Source organism: Trinickia sp. Y13 (assembly GCF_029522115.1).
Classification (GTDB): Bacteria; Pseudomonadota; Gammaproteobacteria; order Burkholderiales; family Burkholderiaceae; genus Trinickia.
Genome location: NZ_JAKWFK010000009.1, coordinates 17,150 through 37,898, shown reverse-complemented (window position 1 = coordinate 37,898; position 20,749 = coordinate 17,150). Strand labels below are relative to the sequence as shown.

The following is a 20,749-nucleotide window of genomic DNA, read 5'->3' as shown; positions in this document are numbered from 1 at the left end:
ACCGAATCTCCAAAACACTACGACCGCGGGCCCGGGGTTCTCGCATCCCACGTGCCAGCGGCCGCTGAAACTGCCTAGTTTCTCTGCGCTACGCGTCCGTTGTATGACGGTAAGCGAAGCCGCAGCGCTAAGTCTTGGGCAGCGTCACGCCGTGCTGCCCCTGATATTTCCCGCCGCGATCGGCGTAGGACACCTCGCACACTTCGTCGCTCTCGAAGAACAGCACTTGCGCCACGCCTTCGTTCGCGTAGATCTTCGCCGGCAGCGGCGTGGTATTTGAAAATTCGAGCGTGACGTAGCCTTCCCATTCGGGCTCGAACGGCGTCACGTTGACGATGATGCCGCAGCGCGCATACGTCGATTTGCCCAGGCACACCGTCAGCACGTTGCGCGGGATCCGAAAATACTCGACGGTGCGCGCGAGCGCGAACGAGTTCGGCGGAATGATGCACACGTCGCCTTTGAAATCGACGAACGATTTCTCGTCGAAGTTCTTCGGATCGACGATCGTCGAATTGATGTTCGTGAAGATCTTGAATTCGTCGGCGCAGCGGATGTCGTAGCCGTAGCTCGACGTCCCGTAGCTGACGATCTTGCGCCCGTCTTCGGAGGTGCGCACTTGATCGGGCACGAACGGCTCGATCATGTTGTGCTGCTCGGCCATGCGCCGAATCCACTTGTCGGATTTGATTGTCATAAAAAGACGCTGAAAAAAGCGGATTTACTGCCGGATCACGCCGCACGCGAGCGCCGGACCCACATTGCGGTCGGGAAACGCCGGATCGCCCGCCTCGCGGGCGACGCTCACCGAGCGGCCAATGACGGAACGCACGCCGTCGAGCGCCACGTCGGGCGCGACGATGAACCCCGCCGCCACACCCGCCGCGTCCGCATGGATGTTGCCCAAATCGCCCGCGCGGCGCACCCCGCTTTTCAAACGATCGGCCGCCGGCGCGAAGACGGGGCCGGCGCTCGACGCATCGGCCGCGTTGCAATCGCCGCGCTCGCGCACTTGCAGTGCGTGATCGCTGTTGCGCGGGAGCCCGACGAGGTTATACGTCACTTGCACGCCGTCCGAGCGTTCGATGAACGTGACGGAGCCGCGCGCAGTGTTGCCCACCGTGGGCAAGACTTGCGCGTTGGCGCGCTTTTCGTGGGGGCCGAACAAGGCGGCGCAGCCGCCGAGCGTCGCGCTGGCCGCCAGCACCATGCCGGCCACCGCCACGACACCCGCGCGCTGGGGACGCCATCGGCCGGTGGGTTCTCTCATGCGATCCTCATGCCGGTACGCGGCGCCCGTCGCGCCGCCGAGCCGGACTCAAGCGAAGGCGACATGATACCGCGACGCGCACGGCGCAAGCACAATCGAGTCCCGGCGCCACGCCGGGGCAGCGCGCGGGCGCAAACCGTGGGACGAACGAGGCTCACGTGTCTTGAACGACGATCGTGGGAAACTTCGCGCTCATGTCCTTGGCGCGCTCCGCGATGCGGATCGCGACCTTGCGCGCGATGGCGCGGTAAGTCTCGGCCACGCGGCTGTGCGGGTCGGCTACCACGCTCGGGTGACCGCTGTCCGCTTGTTCGCGAATGCCGATGTCGAGCGGCAAGCTGCCGAGCACTTCGACGCCGTAATCCTTGGCCATGCGCTCGGCGCCCCCCGTGCCGAAGATGTGCTCGGCATGGCCGCAGTTCGAGCAGACATGGATGCTCATGTTCTCGACGAGGCCGAGGATCGGCACGCCGACCTTCTCGAACATCTTGAGGCCTTTTTTCGCGTCGATGAGCGCGATGTCCTGCGGCGTCGTGACGATAACCGCGCCCGTCACCGGCACGCGCTGCGCGAGCGTCAATTGAATGTCGCCGGTTCCGGGCGGCATATCGACGATGAGGTAGTCGAGCTCGCCCCAATTGGTCTGACGCAAAAGCTGCTCGAGCGCGGAGGTGGCCATCGGGCCGCGCCAGACCATCGGGTTGTCCTGATCGACGAGAAACCCGATCGAATTGGCCTCGATGCCGTGCCCCTTCATCGGATTCATCGATTGCCCGTCGGGCGACTCGGGACGGCCCTCGATACCGAGCATCATCGGCAACGACGGGCCGTAAATGTCCGCATCCAGAATCCCCACCGCCGCGCCTTCGCTCGCCAGGGCCAGCGCGAGATTGACGGCCGTCGTGCTCTTGCCGACGCCGCCCTTGCCCGAGGCCACGGCCACGATGTTTTTGACCTTCGGCAGCAGCTTCACGCCCGGCTGCACGGTATGCGCGACGATCGACTGCGACACCGTGACGCCCGCCCGTTCGACGCCGGGGATCTTTAGAAGCGCCTGTTCGACGACCGAGCGCACCGCATCGAACTGGCTCCTGGCCGGATAGCCGAGCACGATTTCGACGCTTACGGCCGCACCGTCGACGCTCACATTCTTGACGCCCTTGCCGGCCGCGAACGGGCGGCCCGTGTTGGGATCGACGACGGCCGCGAGAGCGGCGTCGACCAGGGCCCGATCAATACTCATCGATTCGACTCCGAGGGATAAAAGGCGCAGCACGGTACGAGAACGCGGCGCAAAGGAAATGTTGCATCAAAACAATAAGTTAACGGCCAATATTACCTATTATTGCCAATAGGTGAACTGCGGGTTGGAGCACCTGGGCCGCTTGGCGCAGAAAGCTCGGCATCGAGCGCCGACGCGCACTATTGTAGTGGTTAGCGATGTGACGCGGGCTCCGATATCCCGGCCCCTCGTCGGGTCTCTCGCGGCGTCGCATGCGCCGACGATCGCTTCATGGAGGATGCGATCGGCTAGCGCGGTCGATGCCGCCTATGGGTCGCATTGCCGCAACCGCGAAAATTTGAAAACAATTGTTGCGCGCCATTGCCAAAATGAGTTCGGCAGGGCAACTTCGCGCTGCAGCAAGCGCAAGCGGGCATCGTGGCGCGAGCGTTGCACGGTAGCCGTGCCGGTGGCCGGCGTCGGTGGTGAATCGATCCGCCTCGTCGTCCCGCTTGGTCTTTGCGCTGCCCATCGCGCTAACCGCGTGAGCGACCGTTTTTCCAAAGAGGACTTGAACATGAACGCAAAAATCGTCACCCGACTCACCGCTTTTGCCGTCACCGGCGCGATTCTCGCCGGCTGTGCGACTCAGCAAGGCACCAACACGGCCGTCGGCACGGGCGTGGGCGCCGGCACCGGCGCGGCGCTCGGCGCAATCTTCGGCGGCGGCAAGGGCGCAGCCATCGGCGCGGGCGTCGGCGCGGCCGTGGGCGGCATCACCGGCTACAACTGGCAAAACATCCGCAATAAGCTCTCGGGCGCATCGAAGGGTACCGGCACGCAGGTGACCGAGCAGCCGGACGGCTCGCTGAAGCTGAACATTCCGAGCAACGTCACGTTCGCGACGAATAGCTACCAAATCAATCCGGCGCTCTATCCGACGCTGAACGAGCTGTCGGCGCAGATGCAGCAGCACCCGGAACTCGTGGCCGAAGTTCGCGGCTACACCGACAGCACCGGTAGCGCGCAACTCAACCAAACCCTGTCGCAAAACCGTGCTCAAAGCGTGGCGACCTACTTGAGTCAGCACGGCGTGGCGCCGAACCGCCTCGTGGCGCAGGGCTTCGGACCGAGCAACCCGATTGCGGACAACAGCACGGAAGCCGGCCGAGCGCAGAACCGGCGCGTCGAGGTTTACCTGCGAGCAACGTCGCAACCGGCGGGCTGAGCGTGGCGCAAGGCCCGCCGCGGCTGCAGCGGGTCGACGCCAGGCAAGCCTTCGACGGTGGCGGACTGATCGAAGAAGCAGCGCCGGAAGGCAGCTAGAAGCCGCCGGTAAACGAATCGAAAAATTTTTCGAACTCGCCGGCGTTTTGCTTGTCTGTATGTTCGGTACGTGGCTGGCCAACGCCGCTGCGTCACCATTCTCCTCTTGTCGTTGTTGCTCCGGGGCCGAACGCCCCGGTTTTTTTTGCCGCCATCGCCACCACGCGATCATCTCGCGCGCAGTAGCTTCCTCCCCCTGTGGCGCTGCCTCATACGCCGATACGCTGACTCGCTGCATAGCATGCCCAGGCCGAGCACCCCGCACGTGCATCGCGGCCCGCTTCGTTTTTGCCCTCGTTCGACGCTGTTTCGGCACTTTTGACCGCTTCATCGCCGTCGATCGCGCGGCACCGCCTCGCGGCACGACGCGTGCCTGCTAAAATCGACGCTTTCCCTCGAGCAGTCGCTCCATCTATACGCACATGACCGTATCCGCCCCTCATTCCGCCGCGCAAGCCGGCGCGGGCGCCGCCCGCCGCCGCATTCTCGTGACGTCCGCTTTGCCGTACGCGAACGGACAGATCCACCTCGGCCACATGGTCGAATACATCCAGACCGACATCTGGGTGCGCGCGATGCGAATGCACGGTCACGAGATCTACTACGTCGGCGCCGACGATACGCACGGCACGCCGATCATGCTCAGCGCCGAAAAGGAAGGCATCACCCCTAAGCAGCTGATCGAGCGGGTGTGGCAGGAGCACACGCGCGATCTGAGCAATTTCCTCGTCTCGTTCGACAACTACTACACGACCGACTCCGAAGAAAACCGGGAGTTGTGCGGCACGATTTACAGCCGCCTGCAGCAGGCCGGGCTCATCGACGCCCGCGAGATCGAGCAGGCGTACGACCCCGTCAAGGAAATGTTCCTGCCCGACCGCTTCATCAAGGGGGAATGCCCGAAATGCGGCGCCAAGGACCAATACGGCGACAGTTGCGAGGTATGCGGATCGACGTATCAGCCTACCGATCTCGTCAACCCGTACTCGGCCATTTCGGGCGCGACGCCGGTGCGCCGCAAGTCGACGCACTATTTCTTCCGTCTCTCCGATACGCGCTGCGAGAACTTCCTGCGCGACTGGGTGAGCGGCCTCGCGCAGCCCGAAGCGACGAACAAGATGCGCGAGTGGCTCGGCGACGCAGGCGATGCGAAGCTCGGCGACTGGGACATCTCGCGCGACGCGCCCTACTTCGGGTTCGAAATTCCCGGCGCACCCGGCAAGTACTTCTACGTCTGGCTCGATGCGCCGGTCGGCTACTACGCGAGCTTCAAGAACCTCGCCGCCAAGCGCGGGTTCGATTTCGAGGAGTGGATCAAGCCCGGCTCGGACACCGAGCAATATCATTTCATCGGCAAGGACATCCTCTATTTCCATACGCTGTTTTGGCCGGCAATGCTCGAATTCGCGGGCTATCGCACGCCGACGAACGTGTTCGCGCATGGTTTCTTGACCGTGGACGGCGCCAAGATGTCGAAGTCGCGCGGCACCTTCATCACGGCCAACAGCTTCATCGAGACGGGGCTGAACCCCGAATGGCTGCGCTACTATTTCGCCGCGAAGCTGAACGCGACGATGGAAGATCTCGATCTGAATCTCGAAGATTTTCAAGCGCGCGTGAACAGCGATGTGGTCGGCAAGTACGTGAACATCGCCAGCCGCGCGGCGGGCTTTCTGCTCAAGCGCTTCGATGCGCGCGTGCAGGACAGCGCCATGCAACACCCGCTGCTCGCCACGCTGCGGGCGGCGATCCCCGCCATCGCGGCGCACTACGAAGCGCGCGAATACGGCCGCGCCGTGCGCCAGAGCATGGAATTGGCCGATGCCGTCAACGCTTACGTCGACACGGCCAAGCCGTGGGATCAGGCGAAGGATCCGGCCAACGCAGCCTTGCTGCATGAAACCGTGAGCGTGAGCCTCGAAGCATTCAGGCTGCTCACCATCGCGCTCAAACCCGTGTTGCCCGCCCTGGCGGCCAAGGTCGAAGCGTTCCTCGGCATCGCGCCGCTCGCTTGGGGCCATGCCGGCACGCCGCTTTCGTCGGCCCAGCCGATCAACGCCTATCAGCACTTGATGACGCGCATCGATCCCAAGCAGATCGAAGCGCTGATCGCAGCCAACCGCACGTCGCTGCAGCCCACCGAAACCGGCGCGGCAGCGGCTGCGGCCGCTTCGGCTGCCACGGGCAAAGCGAAAAAGGCATCCGCGAGCGCTAAGGAAGAAGCAACGAGCGAAACGATTTCGATCGACGATTTCGCCAAGATCGATCTGCGCGTGGCCCTCATCGTCGACTGCAAGGCCGTCGAGGGCTCCGACAAGCTGCTGCAATTGACGCTCGATATCGGCGAAGAAAAAACGCGCAACGTCTTCTCCGGTATCAAGTCGGCTTACCAGCCCGAGGATCTGGTCGGCAAGCTGACGGTGATGGTCGCCAATCTCGCGCCGCGCAAGATGAAGTTCGGCCTCTCCGAAGGGATGGTGCTGGCTGCATCGAGCGCCGACGAGAAAGCCGAGCCGGGCCTTTACATCCTCGAGCCGCACGGCGGCGCGAAGCCCGGCATGCGCGTGCGCTGAAAAACACCTCCGGGCTCTGGCGTCAATGACGTCCGTGCCAGCCATCGAAGCGGCGCGTGAAGTTGAGGTCTAGGCCCTGGAAGGTGCCCGTATAGAGTGCGACGGACCAGAACCGCGATAGGTTCACCGTCGCCTTGAATGCGTTGCTTGCCGATTGCAAGCCTTGCTCGAAACCGAGCACGAGGCGCTCGTTGATCGCCTTGGACAACATCACCACCTGCGAATCGGTCAGGCCCACTTCGCTGCGCCCGACCGAAAACTCATCGAGCCCGAAAGTTTGCGCGACGCGTTTGCCTGTCGCACTGCCGAGCAACGCCAACGCCGTCGTCATCGAACTTTGCTGACCGAGGTTGTTGCCCTGGTCGGTGCCGTGGCCGAACAGCAGCCAAGAGAGCTTTTCGTTGTCGGCCACGTTGGGCTCGGATACGAGCTTGACCACCGGTGCGCGCACCGTGCCCGTCACTTGCACGCCAGCCTCCACCTCCTGATTGCGGCGCATGGCGAGAATATTGATGCCAGGGTTCGCCACGGGTCCATTGAACGTGAAATAACCGTTCTCGATCGCGAGCTTGCGCCCGAAGCTCGTGTAAGTGGACCCTTCCGTCACGCGCACGTTGCCGATCGCGCGCAACGGCTGATTCGGCGCCGATAGCGCCGTCACCGTGCCGCGCAGGCCAAGGTCGGCGCCCCGACCGCGGAAACGGAAGTGATCGCCCAGGTTGATGTCGACGTCCGCACGCGGCGCAAACCGGCCCACGGGCTTGTTGGTGGACTCGGTCGGCCGCGGGGGCGCCCCGCGCACGGCGACATGGTCGCGCACGATGACGACGTCGTCCGATAGCCGCGGCGCCGGCTGCTCGGGCAGATCGAACAGTGCGTGGTCCACCCGGAATTTGCCGTCGATGTCGAGCCCGCCGCTCGTGCCGCCGTTCGCCATCGTCGCACTGCCCGAGAGCGACAGTTGCCGATCGGGTGCGGCGAGCAACTCGAGTTTGTCGGCCACGATCTGGGCCGTCAGATCCGGTTCGTCTTGGTCGAGCCGGATTCGCCCTGTCGCGCGCAGCGTGCCCTGGCCGCCGTGGAACTCGACACGCTGCAGATCGACGAGGTTCTCCGTCAACGCGACGCGCACGATGCCATCCTTGAGCCGCACGCCCTGATCGACGAGCGTGGCCGACAGGTCGTCGCCGATCAGCGCGCCCGATACCGTGGGCTTGGCTCGCGTGCCCGCCAGCACGAGGTTCAGCGCAAGATGGCCGTCGAGCACGTAGCTCGGGCCGAACAAGCCGCCGGTGGTCTTGAGCGCCGGCACGTCGAAAGCAAGCGTGCCGGAGAGCGGCGCATCGGCGGCAAGGCCGAGCACGCCGCCGCGTGCGGGATCGGGGCTCAGCCCTGCGCTCAGGTTCGCGTCGAACGTGCCGATGCGGCTTGCCGCCGCGTGCGACGTGATTTTGAGCCGCCGCCCGCCTTCGAAATCGGCTCGCGCGGCAAGCGCCGTGATGCCGAGCGCGGACACGCCGTAGCCCGTCGACAGCGTCGCATCGCCGCTGCGGCGCTCGATGCGCGCGTATCCGCTCGCGGTGGCGCCCAGCGCGAAGTTCCAGTCGGCGCCGAGGATGAGATCGCTCGATAGCTTCGACGGCGTGCCCGTCAGCGTTCGTCGAATGGCGATCAAGCGCGCCACCGACAGGTTCGACGCGCTACCGGCCGAGCTGACTGCGCCGTGGTCGTAGGCGAAAGACTTCAACTCGAGCGTCGCACCTTCGATCGCCATTCGGGTCGGACCGAGCGTGACCCGTTGCTTCGCGGCCGATAGCGCGAGCGGCGCTTGCAGTTCGAGCGCGGGCAGACCGCGGTTGGACAAGCGCGTGAGTACGCCCTCCCAACGAGGACCCTCGCGCGTATCGGAGACGCCGCCCGTCCCCGCAAGCGCCATGTCGACGGCGCGCCCGCTCACCGTGCCCTTCGCCTGGGCATCGAAAGCGTGCTTCGCGCGCGTGCCCGTGAGATGCGCGCTCAGCGTCGACAGCGCCACCGCGCCGGCCTGCACGTCGCGCGCGTCGGTGGAAAACTCGAGCGCGCCCTTTGCGCCGTCGCGAATGCGTGCGTTACCGCTCGCCGCGCCGATGCGGTTATCGCCGATCACCACCGAGCGCGCGTTGTAGCTCAGGGTCGCGTCGGGGTGCGCCAAGGCCCCCGTCAAATCGCCATCGGCCGACAGCGCGCCGGAAACGCCGAAGCCCAGACGATCGAGCCGCGGCGCATCGACGTGAAAGCGCAAGCGGTCGCCGGGGGCGCCGAAGGTGCCGTGCAACTCGACGTCGTTGCCGGCGATCGACAAGGTCGCCTTGCTCGGCAGCAGGCGGGATCCGGCCAGCGCTATCGTGCCCTCCCCCGTCAACGGGAAGCCGTCGTAGACGCTTTCGCCCAGATCGAAGCGCAGCTTCGTCGAGAATGCCGGAGCCAGCGCGCCGACCGCGCTGAAGCGGCCCGTGATGCGGGCCTCGGGGACCGAACTCACCGCACGCGCCTTGGCGCGCGGCGCTTTCGACGGTTTGGGCGCCTGGGCCGGTCGGTCTGCCGCGCCGGCCGCATCGGCAGACCGCGCTTGCGGCGCCGCTGCGCGCGTCGTCGGCAGCGCTTGGGCCAGGACGAGCCGCGGGTCGAAGTTGGTCAGCGTCGTGCTCAGTTCATAGCCCTCGCGCGCCTCGCGCTGGAGCGCCCCCTTCAATTGCAAGCGCCCGTCGCCCGCGTCGATGCGCACATCGTGCAGCGCGATGCTCCCCGGCTCCAACGCCACGTGCACGCGCGCCCGCAAGCGTGCACGCGAGTCGGTCAAATCGAGCGAAGCCTGTTGCGTTGCCCCGTCCAGCGTCACGACGATCGGCCCGGAGAACGCGGTCGGCCGCACGTACGGCGTGAACGTCGCGGCATCGACGCCGCTTGCCGTCAAATCCAGACGTGCGTGACCGCCCGTGAAGCTGCCCGAGCCGGTTAACGCGGCGTCGTGAATCAATCGAATATCGAGGCCATCGAGGCGTTGCGTGCGCGGGTCCAGATGCACCTGCGCATGCGCCTGCACCAACGGCAAGCGATGCGCGTCGAGCGGCCCCGGCGCGGCATTGACGACCGAGACTGGACCCGCGACGACGAGCGGCCCCGCACCGGGAACCGGCGCGAGCGCCGCTCGGAGCGAAAGATCGGCTTGCGGCGCCCCGGCGCTGAACACGCGGGGATCGACATGATCGAACGCGATCGTCGCCCGCTCGAGCGGCACCGCGGCAAACGGCGTCGCCTCGATATGCGCCCGTCCCGCCAGTTTCATTCCGTTGGCGTCCACATCGGCGACAAGCGATTCGAGCGTTCCGGAAAGCTTTGCCTGGACCTGCGCCGGAGCGCCCCCGAGCTCGCCCGAGGCCGAGAACGCGCCCGTCAGCGGAAACGGCCGCACGCCGTCCAGTGCAAGCTGTGCCACGAGGGCGCCGTAGGCCGTATCCAGCCCGTCGATCGAGAGCGCATGATGCCTGCCGTCGCTGCGTCCGTGGACGCGCAAGCGATCGATCTCGGTCGTCGAAGCGCCGTTGCGCACGAGCAGCTTGCCGACGCTGATGGCGCGCAAGTCGATCTCGAGCGGCAGGCGCAAATCCGCGGGCAGCTGCATCCGCGACTTGCTCGTCGACGGTGCGAGCCGCGCGTCGATGGTTCCGGCGCGCAGCGTGTCGACCGTCAGCCTCCACGGCGAGCGCGTGAGGGACCAACGGCCCGACAAGCGATCGATGCGAATATCGGTTGGGGGCGCACTGGCCGCGCTCGCCCATCCGCGCCAGCGGACATCGGCCAGCGTGACGCCGCGCGCGAGCGTGCCGCCCTCGAACGTGCCCGATAAGCGCCCGCCCGTCAGTGCGACGGCCGCGCGCCACGCGAGCCGCGTGCCGGACTCGGTGACGAGCGCGCCGTAGAGCGCCGCCGCAATGCAAAGCAAGCCGAGCGCGACCCCGAGCGTCGCCCATCCGAGCACACGCCGACCGCGGCGTCTGGGCCGCGGCGCACCGGGTTCCGGCGGGCCGCCAGGCGTTCCCGCGCCGTTCGCCCCCGCCGCGTGCGCCGGGAGCGCGCCCGCGCCCGCACCGGCGGCGTCCGAGGCGTCGTCGTGCGGCGGCGAGGGTGGCGGCGAATCGTGCGTCATCCGAAGGCGTTCCTTGTGCGATTGTTCTCTTAGAAGGCGATACCCAGCGTCAGATAGGGCCGCACGCTACGGTTGCGCACGCCGTACGCGAGATCGACGTTGATTGGGCCGACGGGGCTGCGCCAGCGCGCGCCGATGCCCGCGCCCGGAAAGAACACACGCTCGCCCCAGGTATCGGTCGCCGCGCCGATATCGTAGAAAACGGCCGCGCCCCAATCATGCGTGAACCAATGCTGGTATTCCGCGGTGGCCGTGATGAGGTACTTCGTCGGCAGCACCGAGCCGCCCACGTTGTTGCCGATGCTTTGGAAGCCATAGCCGCGCACCGAATTGGAGCCGCCCGCGCGAAACAAAAGCGATGCCGGAATGCCGCTCGAGCCGCCGCTCGTAAAGACGCCGCCGAGCTCCGCGCGCACGAGGAACAGGTCGCGCTTGAATAGCGGCACGTATTGCACGCCGCGGGCATAGCCGCGCGTGAACGTTTGATCGGTGGCGAGGCCTTTCACCGCGAAGCCTGCTTCGACGTGGAGCAGATTGCCTTTGCGCGGAAACAGCGGATCGTCGACGTTGCGGCGCGTCCACGACCATTGCGGCACGAGCGCGTGACTCGTCGTCGGCCCGACGAGATTCTGATCGAGGCGGTCTGCGTAGTACTGGATCGAATAGGCATAGTCGATGAACTGCGCCGTGCGCGTGCGCTGCAAGCCCGCGCGGGCGCTGTAAATGCGCGTGCCGGAGACTTGCGTGTTCGTATAGGAGGCGAGCGCAGCGTTCGTCCAACCGCGCTTGCCGGGCGGCATGGCCAATTGAACCTGCCCGTACTGCTGAATCTGGTCGAGCCGGCCTTGGATCGAAAACGGCCAAGCGGCGCCGAACGTGTCGAGATAGGAGTACGAGCCTTGCACGTGCGGGCCCGTATCGGTCGCATAGCCGACGCCGCCGCGCACGCTGTTGTACGGGTACTCGCTCACTTTCACGTGGATCGGCGTCTCGTTCGGTTTTTCCACGTCGCTGCCCACGTCGATCGCGACGCTCGCGTAGTACGGGGTGTTCTGCAACTGCCGCTGCAGTTCGGCGACGCGATCGGCATCGTAGACTTCACCGATCGCCAGCGGATTGACGTTGCTGACGATGCGCTCGGGGTAACGGCGCACCCCGGACACATCGAGCGCGCCGAGCGTAAACGTCGGCCCGCTTTCGAATGCGACCGAGAGCGCCGCCTGGCGCGTGCGCGGGTCGATCCGCGCCTGGGACTGCGCAATCTTCGCGCCCAGATAGCGATGCGCTTGCAGCGCTTTGAGCGCGGCCTCCTTCGCATCGGTCCAAGCGGACTGCGTGAAAGGGTCGCCGGTATGGAGCGAAAAAGCGAAGCGCGCCGCGTTCTCGCGCGTGGGCTCCTCGCTTTCGATCGGCCCGGCAAAGCTCAGCGCGACCGACGACACCATCGTGCGCGGGCCGGGGTCGACGTGCACCGTCACGTCTTTCCTGCCCTTGCCGCCTTGTCGCACGTCCGTGCGCACGACCGGTGAAAAATAGCCGTCGGTCGCGGCCAAATCGCGCACTTGCTCGGGCGTGGCCGTGACGAGGAAGTCGAATTGATCGTCGGTGACATCGTCGCGCGACGCGAAGCGCGCAAGGTCGAGATGCTTTTCCAACAGCTTGCGCATGTCGCGCGGCGCATCGATCGTCACGTCGTATTTCGCCGCCGCCGGCGCGGACAGCAACGCGAGCAACGCCCCGAGGGCCAGGAGCCGCCATACCGGCCGGCCCGCCGCGCTATCGCCGCGCATGCCTCGCCCGGCGCCCCGGCTTGCCCTGGTGCGCGACGTATCGATCACGGCTTCCCGCAAATAGAACCTCTCAACGTTGAATGGCCGAAGGCGCTCGCCCCGCGATACGGAACGGGTCATGGGCCTGTGCCGCTACCTCCGCGGCCGGGCCGGGCGAGCGACCGCTCCGGCAAAAACGATCATTTGACCATAACGGCCTCGCATCGGACCACGACGCGCACGGGACGCGCCGCGTTGGACGCGCGAGCACGCGCCGTGTTCCGCATGAGCCGCATGCGCTAAAATCGCGCTTTGCTCGAGTTGGCGCCCCGCCGATTCGACCCCTTTTTCAGGATGATCGCATCATGTTGTACCAATCGGACATCACGCAGTTCATCAATCAACTCAAACAGCAAAAGCCTACGCTCGAAGAAGAGCAACGCCGCGGCCGCGCGCTCTTGTGGGATAAGCAGCCCATCGATCTCGAGGAGCGCGCCACCCAACAGCAGACGCGCGTGAAGCAAAACCCGTACGTGTACTACCAGAACTTCTGATAGTGAACGCCGCCGACGAAGGGCAGCGCGGGGATTCGGCGCTGACCGCGCCCGCGACCGATACGACGCCCGACATCGTCGACGGCATCGCCTTCGCGCGCCTGTACGGCGAGCCGCTGTTCAAGCTGCCGCAAGATCTGTACATCCCCCCCGATGCGCTCGAGGTGTTTCTCGAGACCTTCGAAGGTCCGCTGGATTTGCTGCTTTATTTGATCCGCAAGCAGAACTTCAACGTGCTCGACATCCCGATGGCGGATGTGACGGCGCAGTACCTCGGCTACGTCGAGCAGTTGCGCAAGACCAATCTCGAACTCGCGTCCGAGTACTTGCTGATGGCCGCGATGCTGATCGAGATCAAGTCGCGCATGTTGCTGCCGGTGAAAAAAGCCGATACGGGCGAAGAAGCCGAAGACCCGCGCGCCGAGCTGGTGCGGCGCCTGCTCGAGTACGAGCGCATGAAGCTTGCGGCGCAGCGGCTCGATCAGTTGCCGCAGCTCGGGCGCGACTTCCTGCGCGCCGAGGTGTACATCGAGCAGAGCATGGCGCCGCGGTTCCCCGACGTCGGCATCGACGATCTGCGCGCCGCCTGGGCGGATGTGCTCAAGCGGGCCAAGCTCGTGCAGCATCACAAGATCTCGCGCGAGGAGCTTTCCGTGCGCGAGCATATGAGCCTGATTTTGCGGCGCTTGCAGAATGCGCGCTTCGTCGAGTTCTCCGATCTGTTCGACGTGACGCGCGGCGTGCCGGTCGTCGTCGTCAATTTCATCGCGATGCTCGAGCTCGCACGCGAATCGCTGATCGAGATCACCCAACCCGAACCTTTCGCACCGATCTACGTGCGCCTAGCGTATTTGCCTGCATAACGGGCCGATGCCGCGCCGGCGCGCTCGTCGAGCAACCGCTCTTTTCGATGCCAAGGGGCCGTCAAATCCACTACAATCGGCGCGGCTTCGCCCCGCCGGCGCTGCGAGCATCTCATCCGTCATGAAAGTCATCAGCTCGATCCAGGAATTGCGCGACCAGTTGCGCGGCCAAAACAGAACGGCCTTCGTCCCGACGATGGGCAATCTGCACGAAGGGCACTTGTCGCTGATGCGGCTCGCGCGCCAGCACGGCGATCCGGTCGTCGCGAGCATCTTCGTCAATCGTCTGCAGTTTGGGCCGAACGAGGACTTCGATAAATACCCGCGCACGCTCGAAGCCGATATCGACAAGCTGCAGCGGGAGAACGTCTACGTGCTGTTCGCGCCGACCGAGCGCGACATGTACCCGCAGCCGCAGGAATACCGGGTCCATCCGCCGCATGATTTAGGCGACATCCTCGAAGGGGAATTTCGCCCCGGGTTCTTCACCGGCGTCTGCACGGTCGTCATGAAGCTGATGTCGTGCGTGCAGCCGCGCGTGGCTGTGTTCGGCAAGAAGGATTATCAGCAGCTCATGATCGTGCGGCAGATGTGCGGGCAATTCGCCCTGCCCACCGATATCGTCGCGGCCGAAACGGTGCGCGACGCCGACGGCCTCGCCCTGAGTTCGCGCAATCGCTATCTGAGCGAGGCCGAGCGCGCCGAAGCGCCCATGCTCGCCGCCACGCTCGCGCGCGTGCGCGAAGGCGTGCTTGCCGGCCGGCGCGATTTCGCCGCGCTAGAGCGCGAAGCGATGGAAAGCCTCGCGGCGCGCGGCTGGGCGCCTGATTACATCGCGGTGCGCAAACGCGTGAATCTGCTCGCGCCGCGCCCGGACGAGCTCGACGCGCCGCTCGTCGTGCTCGCCGCGGCCAAGCTCGGGCCGACCCGCCTCATCGATAATCTCGAAATTTGACGTTGCCTGCGGCAATCGTCCGAATCGTCTGAAGTCCGAAGGAAGTGATCATGCAGCGACACATGCTTAAATCGAAGATCCACCGCGCCGTCGTGACGCACTGCGAGCTCCATTACGAAGGCTCGTGCGCCATCGACGAAGATCTGCTCGATGCCTCGGGCATCGTCGAAAACGAACGCATCGATATCTGGAACGTCAACAATGGCGAGCGCTTCTCGACCTACGCCATTCGCGGCGAGCGTGGCAGCGGCATGATTTCGCTGAACGGCTCGGCCGCGCGCCGCGCTCAGTTGGGCGATCTCGTCATCATCGCGGCGTTCGCGATGGTCGAGGACGCGGAACTCGCGGCGGGCTGGGCGCCCAAGCTCGTATTCGTCGACGAACAGAACAAGATCAAGGGCAGCCGCGCTCACGTGCCGGTGCAAAGCTGGAGCTGAGGCGCGAAGGCCCGTGGCCGCTTCTTGCCAGGTACCCGCGCGCCGCGGGTGCGGCGGCCGCGTTCGCCGCGGCAGCGCGCGCACTTACTTCGAGACCCACGCGGTAATCGGCTCCCACTGCTCCAAGTCCTTCTCGACACGGCTTTGCGGCACGTCCCACAGCGTCAGGCCGTGCGCGGCGAGTTGCACGTAGTTTTGCGTGTCGCGCAGAAAACCGAGCACGGGCAGGTCGAGACTTTCGACGAAGCGATGCAGTTGCTCCGCCGAGCGCGTGCGCGCATCGACGCGCATGCCGATCACGCCCACCTCGATGTCGCCCTTGCGCACGGCTTTTTCCTTGGCGAGCCGCTCGAGAAAATGCTGCGTGGCGAGGATGTCGAACATCGACGGTTGCAGCGGCACGAGCACTTTGTCGGCCAATTCGAGCGCCGCGGCGAGCCGGCTGCCGTGCAACCCGGCCGGCGTGTCGATGATCGCGCGCTCGAGCCCGCGAGGCGGCTTGGCCGGCGCGTCCGGATCCAAGCGCCACATTTCGATGGGGGGCAAGCCTTCCGGCCGCAGCGCAAGCCAGCCGTGCGACGACTGCTGCCGATCGAGGTCGGCCAGCGCCACCCATTCGCCGTTCGCCGCAAAGGCGCCCGCCAAGTTCGTCGACAACGTGCTTTTACCCACGCCGCCCTTGGGGTTCGCTACCACGATCACCGTCATGAACACTCCCGAGTAGAAGGCCGCCAGCGCGACCGGTTAGCCGGTTGCGTCACGAGGCCGGTCTCGCCGGCGAGGCAAGCGGCCCGTTACGCTATCGAAATGCATCGCAGGCCCCGATAATATCGGCAAATGCGGTCACCGTCCCCATCTCGCAGAGGCTCACTTCATGTCGACTTTACGCCCCGACTTCACGATCGAAACGATCCATGAGCACCAGGAGGGGACGCTGCCCGAACTGCTCGGCGTGCGCGTCGTCGCGCTCGCCCAAGGCACGCTGACGGGCAAGCTCGCCGTGCGGCCGCAACTGCTCGCACCGAACGGCTTCTTGCACGCCGCGACCGTGATCGGGCTGGCCGATACTTGCTGCGGCTATGCGTGCATGGCTCATCTGCCCGAAAACGCGCGCGGCTTCACGACGATCGAGCTCAAGAGCAATTTCCTCGGCACCTGCCGGGCGGGCACCGTGCGCGCGGTGGCCAGCGCCGTTCATCTGGGGCGTAGCACGCATGTGTGGGACGCGTCCGTTTTCGACCCCGATGGACACACGATCGCACTGTTTCGCTGCACGCAAATGATTCTGCTCTAGCCGATGACCCAACCCGATCTCACCTTCGTGCTCGGCGGTGCCCGCTCCGGCAAGAGCGGTCATGCCGAGCGGCTGGCGGCCGCCACCGCGCGGCCCGTCACCTACGTCGCCACCGCCGGCGAGACGGACGATGCCGAATTCGCCGCGCGCATCGCCCACCATCGCGCACGGCGGCCAACGCATTGGCGCGTCGTGCAGGCCGACATCGACCTGGCAGCCGTGATCGCCGAGGCCGACGATGGCGAACGCTGCATTCTCGTCGACTGCCTGACGCTATGGCTCGTCAACCTCGTTTGCCCGGCTCGCGGCGAGGCCTTCGCCCTGCCGCCCGACGCTTGCCAAGCGCAGATCGATGCCTTGGCCTTGGCGCTTGCGCAGGCGCGCGGGCCGGTCATCGTCGTCAGCAACGAGATCGGCATGGGCGTCGTGCCGCTCGGCGCCATGACGCGCCGCTACGTCGACGAACTGGGACGGCTCAATCAGCGCGTCGCGGCCATCGCACGCACCGTCACGCTGATGGTGGCGGGCTTGCCGATGGCGGTGAAAGGGGATTCGACGCGATGAAGGCGCGCGCAGCGGCGCATTGCAAGCCTGTCCCGCGCACGGGTCAGCCCTGGCCGACCGGTGGGGGCAGCGGCGCGATCGGAAGCACGCGCAAACGGCAAGGGTGGCTCAGAGCCGGGTTCGCGCTCGCGTTCGGCGTCGCGCTGAGCGTTTGCCCACGCGCCTATGCCTCGATTTCCATCGTCGACGATGCCGGCGATCGCGTCACACTCGCCGCGCCAGCGCGGCGCGTCATCGCCCTGTCGCCCCACGCCGTCGAACTCGTCTATGCGGCCGGTGGCGGCGCCAAGCTCGTCGGCGCCGTGTCTTACAGCGATTACCCCAGCGCTGCAAAAACGCTGCCGCGCGTGGGCGATAACAACGCGCTGGACCTCGAGCGCATCGTCGCGCTCAGGCCCGACCTCGTGATCGTCTGGCGCCACGGCAACGACGAGCGGCAACTGGACCGGCTGCGCGCGCTAGGCATCGCGCTTTATCACAGCGAGCCGCGCAAGATCGACGACGTCGCGACCGATCTCGCCGCCCTCGGGACGCTGCTCGGCACCGCCTCCCAAGCCGATGCCGCCGCGGCCCGATACCGAGCCAACGTCGCCGCGCTGCGTGCGCGGTACGCCAAACGCGCGCCTGTCAGCGTCTTTTACCAAGTGTGGGACGATCCGCTCATGACGCTGAACGGCACGCACGTCGTCAGCGACATCATCGCGCTATGCGGGGGGCGCAACGTCTTCGCCCGGCTCGCGCCGCTCGTGCCGACCGTGTCGACGGAGGCCGTCGTCGCCGCCGACCCGGAAGCGATCGTGGCGACGCGTCAAGGCCCCACTGCCGCCGACGCGCCATTGCCAAACGGTCTAACGGCGTGGCGCGCATGGCCGCGCATGACGGCTGTCGCGCGCGGCAACTTGTTCGCGCTCGACGGCGATCTCATCAACCGGCCCGGCCCGCGCCTCGTGCAAGGCGCCGCGCAACTGTGCCGCGATCTCGATCTGGCGCGAGCGCGGCGGCCAAGCGATACACTTGGACCACGTCCCGTTCGTTGACCTTGCCGATTCACACGCGAGCAGCGGCTCAGGCGTTCCAATGCAATAACCGCCAGCTTCCTGCGCCGCCCATCGCCTCGTAGCGCAGCCAAACGATGGCGGCCATTTCGAGCGGCCACGTCAAGGTCTCCTCCAAAGGCTTGCCGAGCGCAAGCGATGCAATCATTCGCATGACGCCGGCATGCGTCACCGCATGCACGTGCTGCACCGGTGGCGCCATCGGCTCGCGCCACTGCGCGAGCCACGCACCGACGCGCGCTTCGAACTGCGCGACGCTCTCGCCGCCATGCATCCGCGCGTGGCGCAGATCGGCAGCCCAGGCATCGAGCGCAGCGCGATCGATCGCATCCCAGCGCTGCCCTTCCCATGCGCCGAAGTCGATTTCCTGCAAGCGCGCGTCGACGCGCACCGTGCACCCCAGTTCCGTGGCGAGCCCGCCGGCCAAATGGGCGCATCGTTGCAACGGACTCGTCACCAGATACAGAGGCGAAGGCGCCTCGAGCGCCCGCAGCCGCGCGGCGAGCGCCAGCGCCGATTCCCGCGCATCGCCGGCCAACGGCACGTCCGTGCTGCCGTAGCAAAGCGCGGCATCGATCGCCGGCGCGGGGTGCCGGATCAGAACGAGGTCCACGCGAGCACGGTCAAGTAGAGCGCGAGCTCGAACACCTGCTGCGCAAAGCCCAGGCAGTCGCCCGTATAACCGCCGAGCCGGCGAGCGAAGTAACGCCCGAGCAGAAAACGCAACGCGGCGATGACTGCAAGGCCGAGCACCCCGGCGCGCCAGTCCGGCACGAGCAGCCAAGGCAAGCCCACCATCAAGGCCACCGCGAGCGAGCGCTTCGACATGGGCTGTGCGACACGTTTGGCTTTGCCTTGCTCGCGCGCATAGTCGTGCGTCGCCAAATAAGTCACGGCCAGCGCGCGACTGGCGGCGTGCGCGCCCACCATGGCCCAGGCCGCCGTCGCCGCCGGGAGCGCCGTCAATGTCTGCCATTTGAGTGCGAGCGAGAGCATCAACCCGATCGCGCCGAATGCGCCCAAGCGCGGGTCGCGCATGATCCGCAGCGCGTCGTCCCGGGTCATGCCGCCGCCAAGGCCATCGCAGCAGTCGGCCAAACCGTCTTCGTGCAACGCCCCCGTCAGCAGCAAGGTGGCGGCCATCGACAGCAACACGGCCACGCCCGCCGGAAACAGAGACAAAGCCACGAGATAGACGAGCGCGCCGACTGCGCCGACGAGCACGCCGATCAGCGGAAAGTAGCGCGACGCGCCGGCAAGGTCGTGGGCGTCCAATGCAATCGCATGCGGGATCGGCACGCGCGTGAAGTAGCCGAGCGCGGCGACGATGTATCGCCACTGCGCCTGAAACCGGGTACGCCGCGCAACCGTTGCGGTATCGGCGCCCGCCCGCTCACGCGGCGCAGCACCGCCTCCCTCTTGAACCACGTCGGCTACGTCGACTACCTCGGCCGCGTCGGCTTTCGCATGGCCGGCGCTCGCCCGGCCCGGCCCGCGCTCGACCGTCATCGAGCCTCGCGCCCTGCCACGCCGGCCGATTCGAAGCTCGCCATCTCGTTCAAAAACGCGACCGCCGCGCGCAGCACCGGCAGCGCGAGCGCCGCGCCCGTGCCCTCCCCGAGGCGCATGTCGAGCGCGAGCAGCGGTTTGGCCCCGAAGTAGTCGAGCATCCGCCGGTGGCCGGCCTCGTTCGATAGATGCGCGAACACACAGTAGTCGCGCACGGCCGGCGCGATCGCGTCGGCCACGACGAGCGCCGCGGTCGCAATGAAGCCATCGACGAGGATCGTCATCTTCGCCTCGGCGGCCGCCAAATACGCGCCCACCATCATCCCGATTTCGAAGCCGCCGAACGTCGCTAGGACGTCGATCGGCTCCGTCACGTCCCGATGCAGCGCCAGCGCGGAGGCCAGCACGTTGCGCTTGCGCGCGAGGCCCGCGTTGTCGAGCCCGGTGCCGCGGCCGACGCAATCGTCGATCGGCACCTCACACAGACGGCTCATGAGGCACGCGGCCGACGACGAATTGCCGATGCCCATTTCGCCGAAGCCGATCACATTCGTGCCAAGCCCAGCGTGATGGCGCACGCGCGAGGCACCAACGCGCAACGCGGCGCGGGCCTCCTCGCGCGTCATCGCGGGCTCGCGCGCGAAGTTGCGCGTGCCCGCGGCGATCGGCACATCGACGAGCCCAGGCAGCGGCGCAAGGGGGGTCGCAACGCCCGCATTGACGACTTCGAGCGCCAGGCCCGAGACGCCGCTGATCGCGTTGATCGCGGCGCCCCCCGATAGAAAGTTCGCGACCATCTGCGCGGTCACCGCTTGCGGGTATGGGCTCACGCTTTCCTGCACGATGCCGTGATCGCCCGCGAACACGATCATCGCGGGCCGCTCGATGGTGGGACGCAGGCTGCGCTGAATCATGCCAATTTGGCGCGCCAGCACTTCAAGCATGCCGAGACTGCCTTGCGGCTTCGTCTTGGCATCGATCAGGCGCGAGAGTTCATCGCGCAACGAACGATCGAGCGGTTCGACGACGGGCAGTGGAAGGGGTGCATTCATACTCGATTCGATCCGAATAGCCGGCGATGCGCGGCCGATTTCCATCACTGCATTGCAGGCGCGCGCTTCGCAAAGGTCTCACCATACTCGCATCGGTCGGGGCGGTTCAATTCGGTAAAA

18 protein-coding genes are annotated in these 20,749 nt (G+C 66.3%); 9 read left to right on the top strand and 9 right to left on the bottom strand.

Going from position 1 to position 20,749, the window contains the following annotated elements; translation table 11 throughout:
* Positions 1 to 127: 127 nt before the first annotated feature.
* The 3 genes from dcd to apbC form a co-directional block, all read right to left on the bottom strand.
* Positions 128 to 697, bottom strand: coding sequence for a dCTP deaminase (gene dcd, locus MMB74_RS16850; RefSeq protein ID WP_277429803.1), 570 nt, complete (start codon positions 695 to 697; stop codon positions 128 to 130).
* Between the two features lie 24 nt (positions 698 to 721).
* Positions 722 to 1,210 carry a superoxide dismutase family protein gene (locus MMB74_RS16845; RefSeq protein WP_277430026.1) on the bottom strand — a complete coding sequence of 163 codons (489 nt, stop codon included), beginning with the start codon at positions 1,208 to 1,210 and terminating at the stop codon, positions 722 to 724.
* 214 nt (positions 1,211 to 1,424) lie between these two features.
* The gene (gene apbC, locus MMB74_RS16840; RefSeq protein ID WP_277429802.1) at positions 1,425 to 2,513 is read right to left on the bottom strand and encodes an iron-sulfur cluster carrier protein ApbC; all 1,089 of its coding nucleotides are present in this window, start codon (positions 2,511 to 2,513) and stop codon (positions 1,425 to 1,427) included.
* A 556-nt stretch (positions 2,514 to 3,069) separates the two neighbouring features.
* Between apbC and MMB74_RS16835 the strand changes: the two genes are divergently transcribed.
* Both MMB74_RS16835 and metG read left to right on the top strand, forming a co-directional pair.
* Positions 3,070 to 3,720: an OmpA family protein gene (locus MMB74_RS16835; protein ID WP_277429801.1), complete on the top strand. Its 651-nt coding sequence runs from the start codon at positions 3,070 to 3,072 to the stop codon at positions 3,718 to 3,720.
* A gap of 520 nt (positions 3,721 to 4,240) precedes the next feature.
* Positions 4,241 to 6,391, top strand: coding sequence for a methionine--tRNA ligase (metG, locus tag MMB74_RS16830; protein ID WP_277429800.1), 2,151 nt, complete (start codon positions 4,241 to 4,243; stop codon positions 6,389 to 6,391).
* Positions 6,392 to 6,413: 22 nt separating this feature from the next.
* Here metG and MMB74_RS16825 read toward each other — a convergent pair whose 3' ends face one another.
* Together MMB74_RS16825 and MMB74_RS16820 are read right to left on the bottom strand one after the other, a co-directional pair.
* Positions 6,414 to 10,577, bottom strand: a complete 4,164-nt coding sequence (locus MMB74_RS16825) for a translocation/assembly module TamB domain-containing protein (protein WP_277429799.1) — start codon at positions 10,575 to 10,577, stop codon at positions 6,414 to 6,416.
* A 29-nt stretch (positions 10,578 to 10,606) separates the two neighbouring features.
* The gene (locus MMB74_RS16820) at positions 10,607 to 12,367 is read right to left on the bottom strand and encodes an autotransporter assembly complex family protein (RefSeq protein WP_346780690.1); all 1,761 of its coding nucleotides are present in this window, start codon (positions 12,365 to 12,367) and stop codon (positions 10,607 to 10,609) included.
* A 344-nt stretch (positions 12,368 to 12,711) separates the two neighbouring features.
* Here MMB74_RS16820 and MMB74_RS16815 point away from each other — a divergent pair, with 344 nt between their 5' ends.
* From MMB74_RS16815 to panD, 4 genes are all read left to right on the top strand, one after another.
* Complete coding sequence (locus tag MMB74_RS16815) at positions 12,712 to 12,900, top strand: DUF3460 family protein (protein ID WP_277429798.1); 189 nt, start codon at positions 12,712 to 12,714, stop codon at positions 12,898 to 12,900.
* 2 nt (positions 12,901 to 12,902) lie between these two features.
* On the top strand, positions 12,903 to 13,763 hold the full coding sequence (locus MMB74_RS16810; protein ID WP_277429797.1) for a ScpA family protein: 861 nt from the start codon (positions 12,903 to 12,905) through the stop codon (positions 13,761 to 13,763).
* Between the two features lie 121 nt (positions 13,764 to 13,884).
* Positions 13,885 to 14,718: a pantoate--beta-alanine ligase gene (panC, locus tag MMB74_RS16805; protein ID WP_277429796.1), complete on the top strand. Its 834-nt coding sequence runs from the start codon at positions 13,885 to 13,887 to the stop codon at positions 14,716 to 14,718.
* Positions 14,719 to 14,768: 50 nt separating this feature from the next.
* The gene (panD, locus tag MMB74_RS16800; protein WP_277429795.1) at positions 14,769 to 15,155 is read left to right on the top strand and encodes an aspartate 1-decarboxylase; all 387 of its coding nucleotides are present in this window, start codon (positions 14,769 to 14,771) and stop codon (positions 15,153 to 15,155) included.
* A gap of 84 nt (positions 15,156 to 15,239) precedes the next feature.
* Here the strand turns inward: panD and MMB74_RS16795 are convergent, their stop codons facing one another.
* Positions 15,240 to 15,863 carry a ParA family protein gene (locus MMB74_RS16795; protein WP_277429794.1) on the bottom strand — a complete coding sequence of 208 codons (624 nt, stop codon included), beginning with the start codon at positions 15,861 to 15,863 and terminating at the stop codon, positions 15,240 to 15,242.
* A gap of 166 nt (positions 15,864 to 16,029) precedes the next feature.
* Here MMB74_RS16795 and MMB74_RS16790 point away from each other — a divergent pair, with 166 nt between their 5' ends.
* The 3 genes from MMB74_RS16790 to MMB74_RS16780 are packed head-to-tail and all read left to right on the top strand — an operon-like array spanning position 16,030 to position 18,050.
* On the top strand, positions 16,030 to 16,449 hold the full coding sequence (locus MMB74_RS16790) for a PaaI family thioesterase (protein WP_277429793.1): 420 nt from the start codon (positions 16,030 to 16,032) through the stop codon (positions 16,447 to 16,449).
* 3 nt (positions 16,450 to 16,452) lie between these two features.
* Entirely contained in the window at positions 16,453 to 17,013 is a 561-nt protein-coding gene (cobU, locus tag MMB74_RS16785) for a bifunctional adenosylcobinamide kinase/adenosylcobinamide-phosphate guanylyltransferase (RefSeq protein WP_277429792.1), read from the top strand.
* On the top strand, positions 17,010 to 18,050 hold the full coding sequence (locus tag MMB74_RS16780) for a cobalamin-binding protein (RefSeq protein WP_277429791.1): 1,041 nt from the start codon (positions 17,010 to 17,012) through the stop codon (positions 18,048 to 18,050). The genes cobU and MMB74_RS16780 overlap by 4 nt, the downstream gene beginning before the upstream one ends.
* Positions 18,051 to 18,078: 28 nt before the next feature.
* Here MMB74_RS16780 and cobC read toward each other — a convergent pair whose 3' ends face one another.
* The 3 genes from cobC to cobT are packed head-to-tail and all read right to left on the bottom strand — an operon-like array spanning position 18,079 to position 20,629.
* Positions 18,079 to 18,681, bottom strand: a complete 603-nt coding sequence (gene cobC / locus MMB74_RS16775) for an alpha-ribazole phosphatase (RefSeq protein WP_277429790.1) — start codon at positions 18,679 to 18,681, stop codon at positions 18,079 to 18,081.
* Entirely contained in the window at positions 18,666 to 19,577 is a 912-nt protein-coding gene (locus tag MMB74_RS16770; RefSeq protein WP_277429789.1) for an adenosylcobinamide-GDP ribazoletransferase, read from the bottom strand. The genes cobC and MMB74_RS16770 overlap by 16 nt, the downstream gene beginning before the upstream one ends.
* On the bottom strand, positions 19,574 to 20,629 hold the full coding sequence (gene cobT / locus MMB74_RS16765; protein ID WP_277429788.1) for a nicotinate-nucleotide--dimethylbenzimidazole phosphoribosyltransferase: 1,056 nt from the start codon (positions 20,627 to 20,629) through the stop codon (positions 19,574 to 19,576). The genes MMB74_RS16770 and cobT overlap by 4 nt, the downstream gene beginning before the upstream one ends.
* Between the last annotated feature and the right edge of the window lie 120 nt (positions 20,630 to 20,749).

Excerpts from the sequence above, each read along its gene's own strand:
- cobT (WP_277429788.1), bottom strand. The coding sequence starts at position 20,629 with ATGAATGCACCCCTTCCACTGCCCGTCGTCGAACCGCTCGATCGTTCG.
- cobU (WP_277429792.1), top strand. The coding sequence starts at position 16,453 with ATGACCCAACCCGATCTCACCTTCGTGCTCGGCGGTGCCCGCTCCGGC.
- MMB74_RS16835 (WP_277429801.1), top strand. The coding sequence starts at position 3,070 with ATGAACGCAAAAATCGTCACCCGACTCACCGCTTTTGCCGTCACCGGC.
- MMB74_RS16790 (WP_277429793.1), top strand. The coding sequence starts at position 16,030 with ATGTCGACTTTACGCCCCGACTTCACGATCGAAACGATCCATGAGCAC.
- metG (WP_277429800.1), top strand. The coding sequence starts at position 4,241 with ATGACCGTATCCGCCCCTCATTCCGCCGCGCAAGCCGGCGCGGGCGCC.
- panD (WP_277429795.1), top strand. The coding sequence starts at position 14,769 with ATGCAGCGACACATGCTTAAATCGAAGATCCACCGCGCCGTCGTGACG.
- MMB74_RS16825 (WP_277429799.1), bottom strand. The coding sequence starts at position 10,577 with ATGACGCACGATTCGCCGCCACCCTCGCCGCCGCACGACGACGCCTCG.
- MMB74_RS16780 (WP_277429791.1), top strand. The coding sequence starts at position 17,010 with ATGAAGGCGCGCGCAGCGGCGCATTGCAAGCCTGTCCCGCGCACGGGT.
- MMB74_RS16845 (WP_277430026.1), bottom strand. The coding sequence starts at position 1,210 with ATGGTGCTGGCGGCCAGCGCGACGCTCGGCGGCTGCGCCGCCTTGTTC.
- MMB74_RS16815 (WP_277429798.1), top strand. The coding sequence starts at position 12,712 with ATGTTGTACCAATCGGACATCACGCAGTTCATCAATCAACTCAAACAG.
- MMB74_RS16770 (WP_277429789.1), bottom strand. The coding sequence starts at position 19,577 with ATGACGGTCGAGCGCGGGCCGGGCCGGGCGAGCGCCGGCCATGCGAAA.
- panC (WP_277429796.1), top strand. The coding sequence starts at position 13,885 with ATGAAAGTCATCAGCTCGATCCAGGAATTGCGCGACCAGTTGCGCGGC.
- MMB74_RS16820 (WP_346780690.1), bottom strand. The coding sequence starts at position 12,367 with ATGCGCGGCGATAGCGCGGCGGGCCGGCCGGTATGGCGGCTCCTGGCC.
- apbC (WP_277429802.1), bottom strand. The coding sequence starts at position 2,513 with ATGAGTATTGATCGGGCCCTGGTCGACGCCGCTCTCGCGGCCGTCGTC.
- dcd (WP_277429803.1), bottom strand. The coding sequence starts at position 697 with ATGACAATCAAATCCGACAAGTGGATTCGGCGCATGGCCGAGCAGCAC.
- MMB74_RS16795 (WP_277429794.1), bottom strand. The coding sequence starts at position 15,863 with ATGACGGTGATCGTGGTAGCGAACCCCAAGGGCGGCGTGGGTAAAAGC.